This window comes from bacterium (assembly GCA_016708315.1).
Taxonomy (GTDB): domain Bacteria; phylum Zixibacteria; class MSB-5A5; order CAIYYT01; family CAIYYT01; genus JADJGC01.
Genome location: JADJGC010000011.1, coordinates 55,226 through 71,593, shown reverse-complemented (window position 1 = coordinate 71,593; position 16,368 = coordinate 55,226). Strand labels below are relative to the sequence as shown.

Annotated in this window: 12 protein-coding genes and 1 pseudogene; 6 read left to right on the top strand and 7 right to left on the bottom strand. The window is 50.2% G+C overall.

The annotated features are described in order from the left end of the window. Positions 1 to 13: 13 nt before the first annotated feature. From IPH59_10245 to IPH59_10220, 6 genes are all read left to right on the top strand, one after another. Positions 14 to 2,029, top strand: coding sequence for an alginate lyase family protein (locus tag IPH59_10245; GenBank protein MBK7092081.1), 2,016 nt, complete (start codon positions 14 to 16; stop codon positions 2,027 to 2,029). Beyond that, positions 1,921 to 3,531 (top strand): O-antigen ligase family protein, encoded by a 1,611-nt coding sequence (locus IPH59_10240; GenBank protein MBK7092080.1) that lies wholly within the window; start codon positions 1,921 to 1,923, stop codon positions 3,529 to 3,531. Before IPH59_10245 ends, IPH59_10240 begins: the two co-directional genes overlap by 109 nt. Before the next feature lie 92 nt (positions 3,532 to 3,623). Then, complete coding sequence (locus IPH59_10235) at positions 3,624 to 4,232, top strand: protein-L-isoaspartate(D-aspartate) O-methyltransferase (GenBank protein MBK7092079.1); 609 nt, start codon at positions 3,624 to 3,626, stop codon at positions 4,230 to 4,232. Positions 4,233 to 4,317: 85 nt separating this feature from the next. After that, the gene (locus tag IPH59_10230) at positions 4,318 to 5,517 is read left to right on the top strand and encodes a cation:proton antiporter (GenBank protein MBK7092078.1); all 1,200 of its coding nucleotides are present in this window, start codon (positions 4,318 to 4,320) and stop codon (positions 5,515 to 5,517) included. 89 nt (positions 5,518 to 5,606) lie between these two features. Further along, the gene (locus tag IPH59_10225; GenBank protein ID MBK7092077.1) at positions 5,607 to 6,929 is read left to right on the top strand and encodes a M48 family metalloprotease; all 1,323 of its coding nucleotides are present in this window, start codon (positions 5,607 to 5,609) and stop codon (positions 6,927 to 6,929) included. Continuing rightward, entirely contained in the window at positions 6,926 to 7,099 is a 174-nt protein-coding gene (locus IPH59_10220; GenBank protein ID MBK7092076.1) for a hypothetical protein, read from the top strand. Before IPH59_10225 ends, IPH59_10220 begins: the two co-directional genes overlap by 4 nt. An 84-nt stretch (positions 7,100 to 7,183) precedes the next feature. Here the strand turns inward: IPH59_10220 and IPH59_10215 are convergent, their stop codons facing one another. From IPH59_10215 to IPH59_10185, 7 genes and pseudogenes are all read right to left on the bottom strand, one after another. Then, positions 7,184 to 8,770 (bottom strand): MmgE/PrpD family protein, encoded by a 1,587-nt coding sequence (locus tag IPH59_10215; protein MBK7092075.1) that lies wholly within the window; start codon positions 8,768 to 8,770, stop codon positions 7,184 to 7,186. Positions 8,771 to 9,137: 367 nt separating this feature from the next. After that, a pseudogene (locus IPH59_10210) lies at positions 9,138 to 12,085 on the bottom strand (pyruvate, phosphate dikinase). A 137-nt stretch (positions 12,086 to 12,222) separates the two neighbouring features. After that, entirely contained in the window at positions 12,223 to 12,546 is a 324-nt protein-coding gene (locus IPH59_10205; protein MBK7092074.1) for a hypothetical protein, read from the bottom strand. A gap of 386 nt (positions 12,547 to 12,932) precedes the next feature. Next, the gene (locus IPH59_10200) at positions 12,933 to 13,589 is read right to left on the bottom strand and encodes a hypothetical protein (protein MBK7092073.1); all 657 of its coding nucleotides are present in this window, start codon (positions 13,587 to 13,589) and stop codon (positions 12,933 to 12,935) included. Continuing rightward, positions 13,589 to 14,209 carry a hypothetical protein gene (locus tag IPH59_10195; protein ID MBK7092072.1) on the bottom strand — a complete coding sequence of 207 codons (621 nt, stop codon included), beginning with the start codon at positions 14,207 to 14,209 and terminating at the stop codon, positions 13,589 to 13,591. Before IPH59_10195 ends, IPH59_10200 begins: the two co-directional genes overlap by 1 nt. Before the next feature lie 242 nt (positions 14,210 to 14,451). After that, entirely contained in the window at positions 14,452 to 14,832 is a 381-nt protein-coding gene (locus tag IPH59_10190; GenBank protein ID MBK7092071.1) for a hypothetical protein, read from the bottom strand. 258 nt (positions 14,833 to 15,090) lie between these two features. Next, a complete protein-coding gene (locus IPH59_10185; GenBank protein MBK7092070.1) occupies positions 15,091 to 16,365 on the bottom strand; it encodes a fibronectin type III domain-containing protein in 1,275 nt (424 codons plus the stop codon). Positions 16,366 to 16,368: the final 3 nt, after the last annotated feature.

Below are 16,368 nucleotides of genomic sequence, written 5' to 3'. Positions count from 1 at the left end.
AGGAGCGACTCTAATGGAAACAGCTTTAGTGAAACGAATTGGCTTCAAAGTCATTCGCAAATTGAAGATCGTCCGTGCATTTGTTCCTCAGCGGCGAGTCGATGATGATGCACTGATTCGCGAGATCGGCAGTGAGCACCTTGTTGCTGCCCTTAATCGATTGCCGCTAATTCTCACCGGGACGTCCGAATCAAAGACACTCCAACGAATTGAGAAGAGCCATCCCGATGACTGGTCGCGCATGAGCGAGGTTGCGCAAAATGCACTGCGCCACCGATTTGATCTGCTTGGATCAGGGCTCGTTGATCTTGGTCCCCGAATTAATTGGTGTACCGATTTCAAGAGCGGAAAGAGCTGGGATAAGCGCGATTATCGACTGCAGAAGCTGGTAAGTCTTAGCGACAGATCAGATGTGAAGATTCCGTGGGAGTTGTCGCGATGCAATCACTTGTTACCAATGGCGCTTTCTTATCTCAAGAACGGCGACGATTCGTATCCGAACGAATTTGCCAATCAGGTGGTGTCGTGGGCAGAAGGCAATGAATATCTGCAGACCGTCAACTGGTCCTGCCCGATGGACACAGCAATTCGATGCATAAACTGGCTGGTTGCGTACCAGACTTTTGCGCAACAGCATAGATTCAGCGAGGAGTTCTCCAAATTCCTGACGGTCGAGTTGTACAAGGGCGCGAAGTCGATTTACGAAAATCTTGAAGTAACCGGCGACGGTCACAATACTAACCACTACTTGACCAATCTCTTGGGACTTCTCTATCTCGGCGAAGTTTTCGGCAAAACGATCCGTGCCAATAACTGGCGGCAATTTGCTATCGACGAATTCGAGAAGGAAATGCTGGCGCAGATAAATAGCGACGGGCTCGATTATGAATCTTCCCTACCCTATCACGGGCTTGTCACAGAGATATTCTTGATGGCGTATTTGCTGTCGACTAAGTGCGACTTCCAATTTTCAGAGCAGTTCAGAAACAGGCTGTCACTTATGGTAATGAATCTCGATCGATTCAGCGGTGCCGATGGCTTAGTTGACAATTTCGGAGACAATGATGACGGTCGAATTCTCAAGTTGTTTTGGCGCAAAGGCCGAGATTATCGCGACATAGTTGACTTGGGAATGTCTTTGCTGCCTGGTACTCGCACCAATCCAACAATGACGACTCCGGAGTGCGCCTGTTTTGGTTTGTCAACTCCCAAAGTCAGTGAGGCAGCCGGCACTCATTTAGACTCCGTTCACTTGGCTGAGTCGGGGATTTGCCAGATGCGTTCGCGAGACTTCACACTGAATTTCTATGCCAACCCGGTCGGTACTGCCGGACTAGGCAATCATAAGCACAATGACCTGCTGTCATTTACTCTCGCGCATCGGGGTACGCCAGTGTTTGTCGATCCGGGCTCGTTCGAATATACTGTGGATGAAGATGTTCGCAACCAGTATCGATCGACGAGCAGTCACAACACAGTAATGGTTGACAACTGCGAACAAAACCGGATGGTGCGCGGCCTACTGTTCCTGCTAAGGAGCGACGGTACGCCGAAGATCATTGATTGGCAAAGCAACGACGACTTTGATTTGGTAGTTGCCGAACACGATTGCTACAACCGCCTCGATGACGCTGTGACGCACCGGCGGTCAATTTACCTGTGTAAGTCCAGTCAGGCTATTCTCATACATGACCACGTCCATGGCCGCTCGTCTCATCGGCTTCAGTTCAATTTCCATGTTGATAACATGCGGATTGAAGCACTTGAGAATTACTTGATTCACTTCAAGCCTGCAAGTTCTGAGAGCGGTTTGTTGTTCGCCAATTGTGATGAAACCAAACCATTTCAGATCGGGACGAATTGGATTTCGCCCTCGTATGGCGTGAAGTATCCGGCGATCAGCTTGTCTACTGAGTTCGAATGTCAGCTACCGTACTCGACAACATTCGCAATCATGCCTCGGACCGAATGCAATCCAATGGAAACAATGATGCAGATACGGAAACTACGGCAGAAACTGCAATGGTAGTTCCGGAGCTACTTCGAAACCGAGCATTGCTCTTGTTCGGACTAGCGCTGACTGCCGTCGCCTCTTTCTTGCTCCTAGACCGCTTTCTCACTTCCGAATTGCTTACTTTGGGTGCCGGGTGCGCTGTTGCCGCAGCAGGTGTTTATCTGGCGATTGCGAAACAGCAGGCTGTGTACATGTTGTTGATAGCGGCACTTCCGCTTGAAGCAACCTTTGTTGTCGAGGCCGGCTTCTCAATCACGCCCTACTATGTTCTCTTCGGCCTGTTGATACTATCCTATGTAGTCCACGGCAAACATGTCAGTCTTGCAGAGACACCATCGCGACTGTTGATAACATACTTCGCGATCTGCACAGTTTCACTGGTTGTAGGTCTCTTCACAGCGCCGCCCGAGGTTCACGCAAGTTCAGCAATGGCATGGCGAGCCTCGGCAATGCGCCCTCTGATTCAGTGGATTCTGACGGCGGTGCACATTCTGTTCTTCGTGGTTGTATTGAACCGCATTCGATCTCGTGATGACATTCTTTCTTCTGTGAAGCTCTATCTTTGGATTGGGCTTGGACTGGGATTGATCGGTTGTTGGCAGACGCTCGCCGTAGCGCTTGATCTGCCGGGTAAGGACTTCACGCACGCATTTGGAGCGGCGGCAGACCAGGGATACCAATACGGAAAGACTCGATTCTATTCAGCTTTCATCGCCGATTTTGCACCGCGAGCGACATTTCGCGAGTCACTGCACCTCTCGCATTACCTGGTTTCGTTCTTACCTTTGGCAATCGGGATCGTTCTATATCGCAAGCAATTGCCTGAGTCGTGGAGAATTCGGACGCCCCTGATACTTGTGGTGATAAGTCTCGCGACTTTGCTCTTGACGATGTCGCGTTCAGGATGGATTGCATTTGCAGGAGCCATGGCGTTCATGTTTTGCTTCTGCTCCAAGGCGCGAATGTTGAAAGCAGCGGCGGCGACAATTGCGGTGATCGCAGTAGCAGGTCTGGCGCTCAAGTCGCTCGGCTATTTTCGATTTGATCTGGATATTTGGGAGCTGATGCAATTGCGAATGGATGTCGAGAAGCTCGGCGCCGATCCGCGCGTGCTCTATCTGCAAACACTCTGGGCGACATTTGTTCAGTACCCTTTGCTTGGTGTAGGCATCGGCAACTACGGATTATTCGGCGCAGCCCGACTTGGAATGGATGTTGTGCTCTCAGCCCATTCGGTGTTTCTCAATGCATTGGTCGAAACAGGTATAATTGGCTTTGCCGTGCTTTGCAGCGTCATTGTTCACTTCTTCTGGAGTGCCATCGGTACAATTCGCAAGTCGCGCACACTCGCCGCATTCCCAATGTTGGTCGGAGTTTGTGCCGGTGTGTTCGGCATGACAATCCAGTATTGCACATTCGGCGATCGCCCCGGATTTCACTATCTCTTCATGATAGCACTCGGATATGCAATGATTCGCTTCATCAGACAAAATCCATTGCCGAGTACAGTCAAATAGGCTAGTTTCATAATGCAATTGCATCCAATAATCTGTAAAGGCTGCTGATGAACGAGCAATCGACTGATCCGTTTTACTACCAACGACAGATGATGTTGGAGAAACAATTGGCCGGGCGCGACATTGTGAACAAGGCCGTGTTGGATACGATGGGAACCCTGCCACGGCACGAATTTGTTCCTGATAAACATCGCTCAGAAAGCTATACCGATAATCCTCTGCCTATTGGATTCGAACAGACAATTTCGCAACCGTATATTGTCGCGCTGATGACGCAACTTGCGCGCATAGACGCATCATCCCGCGTTCTTGAGATTGGTACCGGATCTGGATATCAAACAGCTGTCCTGGCCAGTATTGCCGCTGAGGTTGCGACAATCGAGATAGTCGAACCATTGTTCGAGCAAGCGCGTGCGACACTAAGTCGATTGGGATTCGAAAATATTCACTTCCGATGCGGCGATGGTCGACGCGGGTGGCCCGAACGAGCTCCCTTTGATGCCATCGTTGTTACTGCCGCTCCATCAAAACTGCCGCCTGAACTGACGTCGCAACTCAAAGACAACGGTAGACTGATCATACCAGTCGGTTCGGATCGTCAGGAGCTGCTTCAGATCGTCAAGTGTGCCGGCGGTGAAACAGTCAAGTCCATTGTGCCGGTCAAATTTGTGCCTATGATCGGCGAAGACTTAGAGTTCTGATTTCGCCTTCTTGTTGACTCTTCATTCATTTCCGAATAACTTTCACCAACAATCTGCGTGGAACAGTTTCCATTTAGGAGTGCCATTGGAATCGCTCGATCAGTTTAAGAATTCGGAGTTGATCTACATAGTACTGCTCTTCGCCCTGTTTGTCCTCCCGCGATTTCTGCAGCGATTTCGACTTCCGTCAGCAATAACTTGTGTGTTCCTGGGACTCGGCGCCGGAGTGGGACTTTCGCTCTTTGCGCACGACAATACAATCGGACTGCTTGCGACGTTTGGGATCGTTGCCCTATTCTTGTTTGCCGGTTTAGAGATCAATTTTTCTGAGCTGCGTTCACACGCTTTGGTCCTCCTGCAGTACGTTGTTTTTCACTTAATCGGACTCGCTGCAGTTAGCTATGGCGCCATGCTGGTTTTTGACCTCGCGATCCGCCCGGCAGTACTCGTTGCTCTGGCATTAATGACGCCCTCAGCAGGATTCATTCTCGATTCACTCAAGGCGCTCCACCTTGATGAGCGCGAGCGATTCTGGGTTCGTACTAAGGTGATATCGATTGAGTTGATCGCGTTGGCGGCCCTTTTCGCTGTAGTGCAGTCGGCAAGTGCAACTCGTTTCTCGGTATCCTTGCTAGTTCTGGTTCTACTGATCGCAATTCTGCCACTGCTATTGAAGTTCTTTGCAAAGGTGCTGTTGCCGTATGCACCTCGATCTGAGTTTGCTTTCCTGCTGATGTTGGCAGTAGTTTGCGCATTTGTGACTCGCGAGTTGGGAGTTTACTATCTTGTTGGCGCCTTCGTATGTGGAGTAGCGGCTCAAAGATTTCGTGAGGAGCTGCCGGCGATGGCATCGGAGCAGATGTTGCATGCCGTAGAGTTGTTTGCCTCGGTGTTCGTACCGTTTTATTTCTTCAATGCCGGTTTGCACCTTGGTCGAGATGATTTCTCGATGAACGCTTTGATCACCGGTGCCGGTTTTCTTGTCGTTATGGTACCGGTCCGGTTGTTGTGGATTGGATTGCATCGCAAGATAGCGCTCAAGGAATCTATCGCAGGAGGAATGCGAATCGGTGTTGCAATGATTCCGACGCTGGTTTTCACGCTGGTTATTGCCGGAATCTTGCGCGACAAGTTTGAAGTTAGCGGGGCAATCTTCGGCGGATTGATTATTTATACACTTGTGAACACTCTCATCCCCGGATTTGTCCTTCGGATACCACCGCCAGCCTTTGACGCACCGCATATCAGCCCTGCTCCTACCGAGGGTGCGGAAACAGGCAAATAGTATTAGGGCGAGTGCTCTTGTTGTTTGGCAGTTGGGTGCGTATAATCTGTAGGGTCGAAAACTGTTACACTAAACATGGTGGTGGAGATATGAGTGTTTTGAATTTGAAAGACTATTCGATGAATATGCGCACTGTCCAGAAATGCGGATTGGTGATTCTGCTACTCGCGTTGTTGGCAAGCGCTGCAGTCATGATCAACGGTTGTGCCACTAACGCTGCGACCGGCAAGCGGCAATTCAACCTGATTAGTGAGTCGCAAGAAATTGCAATTGGCCGGGATGCTGATAAACAGATCTCAGCACAGATGGGGCTCTATCCCAATGATGCACTACAAAAGTATGTCAGCGACCTTGGATTGAAAATGGCTGCTCAGGGCGAACGTCCAAATTTGCCTTGGAGCTTCAAGGTCGTCGATGACCCAGCGGTAAACGCCTTTGCCCTGCCCGGCGGATTCATATATGTGACACGTGGAATCTTAGCTCATCTCAATAGCGAAGCGGAATTGGCCGGAGTTGTCGGACACGAAATCGGTCACGTCACAGGAAAACATTCAGTGACGCAGATGAGCACAGCGCAGATTACTCAACTTGGTCTCGGTGTTTCGACACTGCTGGAACCGCGATTGCAGCGATATGCTGATGCGCCAGGCAGGGCTGGGACTGCTTTCCTGAAGTTTGGGCGCGATGACGAAACGGAGGCAGATGCACTTGGCCTCAGGTATATGCGCCGAATCAACAAGGATCCGCGTGAACTGGTCGGTGTAATGGAAATGCTTGATGGTGTGACGCAGGCTGCCGGCGGAAGCGATGTACCTGAATGGTTGTCAACTCATCCAAATCCGGGAAACCGTGCGCAGAACATTCTTGGGCAACTTGATACAATGTCCATCGCATCGGGAAGCGAAGTCAATCGGGAGAAATACCTTGAGGTGATTGACGGAATCGTGTTCGGCGATAATCCGCGACATGGTTATTTCAAGGAAAGCCTCTTCCTGCATCCCGATTTCAAGTTTCGCTATGAATTTCCGCAAGGCTGGCGCACTGCGAATCAGGTCCAGGGTGTTGTTGGAATTAGTGCCAATCAAGATGCGATGATACAGCTGACTCTTGCCGAAGGAAGTTCGCACACCGAAGCAGCCAACGGATTCTTCAGCCAACAGGGCGTCGTCGCAACCGGCCGTCAATCAGCAAACGTAAATGGAATTCCGGCATCTTGGGGCAAGTTCAGTGTTGCGACCGAGAGTGGCGAGCTGCGCGGAGTAGCGTATTTTTATAGCTATGACAGCAAGATATTCCAGATACTCGCGTACGGAACCGAGGCCGGATGGAGTGCGAACGAGCAGGAGGCAACCAACTCGACAAAGAGCTTCGCCAAATTGACCGACGCCAAGGCATTGGCTGTACAGCCGTGAAATTGAAGATTGTCACGCTCAATGAGGCGATGACGTTAGATCAGTTTGCGCAGAAGTATCCTACGCCGGTTTCGATTGACGTACTTGGTATCATCAATCGCACCGATTCAAATACGAGATTCATCAAGGGAAATAAGCTCAAAACGGTGGTTGGAGAGAAGCTGCCGTAAAGACGCCCTCACCCCTGCCCCTCTCCCGCCGCAGGCGGGAGAGGGGTTAGCGGCTCAGTAACATTTCTTCCGAATAAAAGAGAATTACTTGCGACGCTTCGGTCGCGCCTTCGGCTTTGACGTCTTTTTCACTGTCGGTTTCGCCTTGGCTTTGGCTTTCTTCTGAGGCTTTGCCTTAGGCTTCGTTGGCGCCTTTGCTTTGACCTTTGCTTTCGGTTTAGCTTTAGCTTTGGCCGCTGGTTTGGCTTTCGCCTTAGACGCGGCTTTGACTTTCTTTGCGGGTTTGGCAGAACCAGTTCCCGGCATCACCATACTCGCAACGAATTGATCGATCTTCTTGATGTTTTCCAGATTGCGAATATTCGCGACGATTTTGGCGCGCTGGGCATCATTCATGTAAGGCTTGGTGAGCCCGTAGAACTTATCCATCAAGTCTTGATCAGTCATCGGTTCGCGCGGATCACCCTGCGCGAAATCAACCGACTGCGAGAGCATCTCACCAGACTTGAGTTTCAGATCAACGCGTGAGGGCTGAACCTTCGGGAAGCGCGCTTCAAGTTCGTCATCGGCCAAGACTTTGATCTTCTGAATAAAGTCGATCAAGGTCGGGTCGGCGATGCGCTCCGGCAAGAACTGTAGCGGCGTAACCATGCGATCCATAATCGCGGCGCCGACGCAGTACGGCATCGAATGATCGGCGGTTTCTTTTTCTTTCGGATGATACTTGCTGGGATCGGCAAGAATATCGACAGCGCGGTGTATCGTGTATACAGTGACTTCTTCGATTTGATCCCAAGTCACGTTCTTCTCTTTGATGAGCTTAAGGGCTGCGGTCACCGGCGATTGAGTGAGGTACTCGGTCGGAAACGCCTTGTAAGCGATATCCGGTACGCGCCAGCCGGTGCCGAGTCCGTTGAAAAGGACTTCCGTTTCGAAATTGCCGCCGAGAACTTTGTATAAGCCTTCCTTGCCTTCAAAGATCTCGATAGTGCCGGTGTAGCCTTCCTTGGCAAGCAATGCCGAAATCACGCCTGCGTGCGTCGAAAGTGGGTCGGCAGTATTTTTCATCATCGAAAGTTTACCTGCGGCGATTGCTCCGGGAGTGAACGAGCGGCAACCGGAGATGGCAATAGCATGCATCAGTTGTTCGGCGTTGAGGCCAAGCATTTTGCCTGCCGAAAGCGGCGAAACAAATGCCGTCAGAGTCGCATGGTGCCAGCCTCTTTCGCGAATGCCCGGATGTGCAAACTCGCACATACGCATTTCGATTTCGTGGCCAATGACGATAGCCATCAATAGATCCTTGCCGCTGCGTCCTTCGCGCTCACCAAGTGCGATTGCAGCGGGGATAATATCGGATGGGTGCGAAGGGTCTTCCTTCCAATAGATGTCATTGTAATCCATCGAACGCGTCTGGATAGCGTTCATCAGTGCGGCGTTGTAGCTGTTGGTTTTCTTGTTTGAACCGAGAATCGTTGACTCGGGTGTGCCGCCAAGTGCGTCAATTACTTTGCGCACGACTTTGGCGTCATGCGAGTGATAACCGCCGAGACAACACGCCATCGCATCAAGCAAAATGCGTTTGGCGGATTCAATTACGTGCGGCGGGATGTCTTCGTATTTCAGATTGTAGACCCAGTCGGCGAGTCTTTGGGAAACGCTTTTGTCCATGGTATCCTCAAATTGTGGTTAAGTCCATTATTGGCTGGTGAATCTAAGAAAATGAGGAGTGTACGTCAAGGGGGCGATCAATAGCGGTTCTACGCACCGGTTTATTTTGCGGACGGTCCCGATAGAACCCGTGCGGGCAGCATTATTATGGCCTTCAGAAGCGCAAAAACGCCTTCTACTGCAATTCCAAAGGAGACGAAATGGCAGCATCAACAGCCAGACAAACGGATAGAGAATGAGTGCGAGCAAAGCCAAGGGCCAGCAGAGGATTAGGAGAATGAGCCAGAGGAGGAAGGTGAACATTAGTTCTCTACCTAACGAAAAAGGCAGGTCTCTTTGGAGACCTGCCCTACAGAACGAATATCTCTTACGCCGACGCGGACTGTTTCGAAGCTTCCCTGCCCTGCTTCTCAAGAATCACGGCTTGCGCTGCTGCAAGGCGCGCAATCGGAACCCGGAACGGTGAGCAGGACACATAATTCAGTCCGACCTTATGGCAGAAACCGATCGAATCGGGATCGCCGCCATGTTCGCCGCAAATGCCGACTTTGAGATGCGGCTTGACTGAGCGGCCTTTTTCGAAGGCGATCTTGACGAGCGCGCCGACACCGACTTGATCAATCGAAACAAACGGATCCTTCTCGAGAATACCCTTGTCGAGATAGAAGCGCAGGAACTTGCCGGCATCATCGCGAGAGAATCCCATTGTCATCTGAGTCAAGTCGTTGGTGCCGAAGCTGAAGAAATCGGCATCCTGCGCGATTTCGTCGGCAGTCATCGCGGCGCGCGGGATTTCGATCATGGTGCCGACAAGGAACGGTATCTCAACCTTGTGTTTGCGGATTACCAGTTCGGCGACGCGCATCACGACTTCTTTTGATTTTGAAGTTCGCTGCGATTGCCGACGAGCGGAATCATGATCTCAGGGAGAATTTTCTTCCCTTCCTTGATCAACTCGGCTGCGGCAGTAAGGATCGCTTTGACCTGCATCTCGGTAATTTCCGGATAGGTAATTCCGAGACGGCAACCGCGATGTCCCATCATTGGATTTTGTTCGTGCAGTTGTGACAGGCGCTCGAGAATCTTCTTGAGACGCTCAATCTCTTCAGCCTTGTCCGGCACGCCGGTCAATTCGGCAATCTGCTTGTGGACTTCTTCTTCCTTGGGCAGGGAACTCGTGCAACGGGGGATCGAGCGTACGGATGGTAACCGGCAGTCCTTCCATCGCCTCGAAGATGCCTTTGAAATCTGCCTTCTGGAACGGGAAGAGACGGTCCAGTGCCGTCTGGCGATCAGCCTGGGTAGTTGCCAGAATCATTGCTTGGATATGCGGCAGACGGTTCTTGCCGAAGAACATGTGCTCTGTACGGCAGAGACCGATACCTTGAGCGCCAAACTTGCGCGCAAGAGCGGCATCGTGCGGTGTATCGGCGTTGGTTCGAATACCAATCTTGCGGACCTCATCAGCCCACTGCATGAAGGTACCGAATTCGCCCGAAAGCTCGGGGTCAATGGTCGGCACTTCACCCATCATCACCTCGCCGGTCGTACCGTTGATGGTGATAACTTCCTTATCTTTGATCACCAGCGTGCCGATTGCAAACTGGCGGCGAGATTCATAGACGCGAATATCATCGGAGCCAACGACGCAGGGTTTACCCATGCCACGGGCAACAACCGCCGCGTGAGAGGTCATACCGCCACGAGAAGTCAGAATACCCTCGGAGGCGATCATGCCGGCGATATCGTCTGGATTGGTCTCCATACGCACCAGAATCGTTTTCTCGCCCTTCTCAGCCAAACGTACAGCTTCGTCAGCGTGGAATACGACTTTACCGGAGGCTGCGCCCGGAGAGGCTGCCAATCCGCGAGCAATGACTTCGATCTTGGAATCGGGATCAATACGCGGATGCAGGAGTTGGTCCAGATCGGTTGGCGTAATGCGCATTAACGCTTCGTCGCGAGTGATCAACTTCTCTTTGACCATGTCAACGGCGATCTTGACCGCAGCCTGCGCGGTGCGTTTACCGTTGCGGGTCTGAAGCATGTACAGCTTCTTCTCTTGAATCGTGAATTCGAAGTCCTGAACGTCGCGATAGTGTGACTCAAGCTGGGAGGTGATCTTCTTGAGCTGTTTGTAGGCTTCCGGCATCACCTTCTCAAGCTGTGTAATCGGCTGGGGCGTGCGAATACCAGCGACAACGTCTTCACCTTGGGCGTTAACCAGGAACTCGCCATAGAATTCCTTGTCGCCATTGGAAGGATTTCTCGTGAAACCAACGCCGGTAGCCGAGCTGTCGCCCATATTACCAAACACCATTGCCTGGATATTGACGGCAGTTCCAAGATCGGCCGGGATATTGTACTTGGCGCGATAGGTAATTGCGCGCGGCGAATTCCAACTGCGGAACACAGCATCGCGAGCCATTTGCAATTGCTGCCACGGGTCGGTCGGGAACGGCTCGCCGGACTTGTCGACGACGAGCTTCTTGAACGATTTGACAATTTCTTTCAAATCATCGATCGAGAGCGACGCATCGTGTTTGATCGAGCGTTGTTTCTTCTTCTTGCCGATCAGCTCCTCAAATTCGTCCTTATCGATTCCGAGCACGACATTGCCGAACATTGCAATGAAGCGGCGATAGTTATCGTAGGCGAAGCGTGGATTGTCAGTCTTGTTGATGATACCTTTGAGTGTCTCGTCGTTTAGTCCCAGATTCAGAATCGTGTCCATCATACCGGGCATTGAGAATTTGGCGCCGAGCGGACTGAAACGAGAAGCGGATTTGCGGGATCACCGAATTTCGCGCCCATCTCCTTCTCGACCTTATCCATCATCTCTTTCATGTGCTTTTCGAACCAACGAGGAAGCGAGAGATTGGATTCATAGAAAAGTCGACAGGCATCAGTGGATATTGTGAAACCGGCTGGAACGGGAATGCTGAGGTTAGTCATCTCTGCCAAATTGGCACCCTTGCCGCCGAGCAGATCGCGCATTGAAGCAGTGCCTTCAGCTTTTCCGCCACCGAAGTAGTAGCAATATTTCAGATCAGCAGACGGCGGTAGCGGCTTCTTTGACTCTCTGGTGTCTTCCTTGGTCTTGGTTCTGACGCCAATACCACGCACCTTCGTAGTCGTAACTTCTGTTGCTTTACGGTCTTTCACTGCTTTGCCAGCTGTGACTTGTTTGCTGACCTTGGCAGTCTTTCCAGCACTCTTGGATTTGACAGGCGCAATAGTCTTCTTCGAAGTTGCGGTTTTGGCCGGCGCCTTGGATTTATTCTTCGATTTCACAGTAGGTTTCTTGGGTGACATCGCACAATCCCATTCCTTCGGTTAAATTCAAACTGGCGCAATATAGTGTTTTTAGACCAAAAACAAAAGTGCTGCAGTAAATTTCTAAAAAAGAGACTTACTGCAGCACCTCGTCGTTGGCGGCACCGTTGGCGAGACTACATTGTGAACATCTTCTCGCCGGAAATAATCTTTTGGAGCATTTTCAGCGTTTTCTCAGCCGGAGAATGCATGATATCGTGCGTGTTGTAGGTCACTTTGACCGAGTCACGCCGAAATTCCATGGCATTGCGCCCTTTGGCACCCGGAACACGCTGTTTCTTCTTGTGAAGCAGGTTGTACTGACGCTGATATTCCTTGGCTTTTTCGCGATGAGCCAAGTAATACTGGCGCTGGTACTCCTGCCGTCTGCGCTTGGCCTCTTCAGGAGAGACCGGATCCTTGCGCCGACGCCTGGTTTTCGTTAGTGTAATTTTTGCCATCCCCGCCTTCCATGGCCTGAAGGTTACAATGACACAACCTAAAAATGAAAAAACCCTTGATTTTCGCGGGCTCTCAAACGGTACTGATGCAACTAATTTAGTACCTATAACTTATGCTGTCAAGAACTTTTTTTGTGATTATTAAAGTTTTATGATGATTTTTCAATGATGACCGTAACCCTATAATCGATAAAGATCTCCGAAACTCTAAATTTTTATCGGCGTGTGAGCGATCACAATTACCCGGCAATATCAAAGGAAATACATGGAATCAGCACCCTATTGCCGTTTCTCTGTAACTTCTTACGCATTGAACGATAATAGGTTCCGTAATCGAAACCGGAAACAAAGGGAAAGTCAGAGTTTGCTAATTTCTGAAAGCGAATTTAAGAAGAGATTGCTGAGATCCAGTCGCGCAAGTACTGGATACGCTGAATGAAGAGAGATATGCGCGCCATGACCGTATATCCGAAAGAGGCACCGAATGCGATCATGAGTGTGTAAATGCCGACTTTTGCGCTGCCGCCAAACCAACCCTTGTGCTCTTTCGAGAAGAAGAAGTAAATCAGGCAACTGATTACGCCAATCACCACTACGATATCCCAAGCGCCCTGTGGCACGCCAAGGAAGTCCTGAATTGACATATCAAACTTGAATTTGAGTACGGTCGCTTCAAGTTGCTCCACGACCCGGTTCTTGAGCTCCAATGGAATCGTTAGTCCAGATGCGATACCGATATAGAGCGCCAGTGGATAGCGACTGATCCAAGCAAGCTTCTTCGAGAAGCGAGTCCACATCATTAGGCCAAGAATAAGCGGAATGAAATACCACCACTGGTCAAGTTCCCAGTTACGGTCTGCGACAAACAACTTCTGGCTGATGATCGGAACCAAGTTGGTACGAATAAGCAGAACCACGAAATAGCCAGCCGACACACCAACAACAAGGTGCTCAGCAAATTTGTAGAACGGATTGTCCTTATACAGAAACGAGAAAGTAAACACCGTAAGAAGAGCGCCAATGGTCAGCCAAGTCGTTTCCATTAGATCTTGCCTGCTTTCTTCTTGGCACGACGGTCCATAAAGAAACCAATATTGCCGAGAACGATGAATGCAATAATGACGATATGAGCAAATATTTGAACTTTCATTCCTTCAATCGCTGGGCCGGGATTATTCGCGAGATATTCGTACTCCGCCGCGCCTTTCAGACCACCGATGATGCCAAATATCTGCTCGGATTGATAGTAAGGGTAATAGTCGGCGGCCATAACACCAGTAGTAGCCAAGGCAACTTTGACATTGTATCGACCATTGGCATTTGCGACCCAAGCATCAGCAACGTTGCCACCGGAGATGCTGATCACGCATTTGACATCATCATAATTTTGCATGCCCTTCATCATTGGAATCGAATCAATCGGAGTATTGTGGTAATCGGATGAAAAATTGACGCGGAAATTCTGTCCCATACCGAGGATGACTAGTGCATAGTACGGCCTATACCCAAGGAAGACATAGTCCTCGCCATACTTTGGCTCAATACCCCAGTACATTTTAGTCGAGTCTATCACGCCCTCTAGTGCTTCATCGACCATACCGGCACCATTTTGCGAAAGCGTGCAGAGTAATGACTTTGAGCTTTTCTTGCAAAGCTTGCTCAAGGACGGAATATGCGACAGGGTGAAGCTCAGCCATGGCGTTCGGATCGTAGTCCATGGCGACGAGGATACAGTCACCTTCTTTCAAGATTCCAAGTAGTCGTAAATCACTTGGACTTCGGATGCGGGCGTCGTTGGAATAATCATAGGAACAAAAGTGCCCGCAATGATCGATCGCCAGTACCAAGAATATCCAGCGACGATCAAGAAGTAATAGGCGTTCGTAAAGTGTCACTGCGACTTCCTTAATCCTTCCCCAGGTATGCCCGTTCGATGCCGAGAACGACCTTGAGGGCAGTAGCAACCATTCCCAAACCAACGCCGATTATAATTGGTCGTTTGGCTGCCAGATTCGGAACCAACAATAACCAATTTGACGTGTCATTTATGTAAACCGATAGCGGACCAAGCGGAATTACGCGGAGCATCATTACCAATGCGGCGATTAACAGCACCGCCGATATCACCGAACGGGCTCTGAATGCACGATACGCAGCAGACGCAATAAAGAACGCCAGCAAGCTGAACATTGTCGACTGGATCGGAATCATCGTGTAGCGAAACAAGTGACTGAAGGTGTAGTCTTCGAGTCCAGCGCCAGACGGAGTCAAGCCAAGAATAATCATTACGGCGAGTCCAGCTAGCGAAACATAAGTATATAGGGAATCGTGACTTTTTGCGGCGAACCTTCTCAACACTGACCTTGATCAGGGACCAGATTCCGAGCGCAAGAGCAAAAATGCCAATAATGACTGTCCAGTCGATTAGGTATTCATAGGTCGCGTTCGAGATTTCGGACGGTACAAAATACTGAACCACCATCAGCATTCCCGACACGAAAACTAATAACAGCGGAAGTTGGCGCTTCAAGAAACTATCTCCTGCTAACTAATCTTAAAAAAGCTGTGAATGATGTCGGCCTGACCTAGCACTCGCGTCAGCAAACCAGCGAGAATTGCTATTATAACCAAACCCTTAAACCAATCTTGTGCTTTAAGTGTTCCGAGCAATAGTGGCTCGCGACCGAGATAGGCGCTGGCGGCGTAAAGCTCTTCGCCAATCAACGTATAGTCGCACGCCACCACAAAGAAAGGCAGCTGTGCGATTTCGTCAGTTCCCGAAATCTGAATCGATCCTGCAAGCACGCCAGTCTCGGCGAGAAGCAAGGATTCTGCGTAGAATTTGCCTAAGTAGAGATTGGTTGCCGGACGTTCACGAAGCATTGTGCCGTTCACCGCAGCGACATAAGCGAATTGTGATTGAGTAACGAAATAGACTGAATCTTCGACATAGGAATCTTGACGTGCAGCATCTGCGTAACCTGTCTTTACCGTTTCTTGGGCGACAGTCATAACGATCGGATCGTAGCATGGCACTATCATAGAAGTCTGATATTCTGCCACACGGCGCGCTACACGACCGAGAATAGTAAACGAAGCTATAGTCGCTATATCTGATGCTGTTCCCAAACCAAGCACATAAAGAATGGGTCTCCCCATTTCTGTGGCACGTCCTATGGCTTCGTCGATGGCTTCAATGCCTGCCAACGGTCTGACATAGAGGTGGATGCCTTTCTTGGCAATATTAATGAAATATAAGGTCAAGACGAAAAATATAATTGTAAAGACAAGTGTTGGAATACGCGTACGATTAAACCAATCATCTTCCGCGCGAATCGGCCCGGCAATGCTGGCAACCGATTTGGCATCAAACGATGCAACGACCACTTTATAGTAGAAGTCCTTATCCTTCGGGAAGAACCGATCCATTTTCTTTGGGTCGCGCCCACCCCGATCCTCGTACTGCTGCACTCCTTTGAGCGCCGTGCCGCGTAGAACCCAAGTCGAATCTTGCTCATCGCGGGAGCCGCCTCGATAAATCTCGTAGTACATCACTCGGTCGGATCCCGGTACATCGTCGGCAGATAGGTCCCAGCTCACAGTAATCGAATGGCCATCATCATTTGGCGTGTCCACAAGTACAATATTGGACACTGGTGCCGGAAGGGGTGTCGTCGACGAACTTTCCTGAGTCAGCGGATTTTGATTCTGAGTTGAATCTACTTGGGTGAAAGCGGATTGAAACGCACACAGCAATAATGCGAGGATGAATACTCTGAAGAATCTCAAGCTGGTGAAGTTTCGTCTCAAGTCATTCATAAG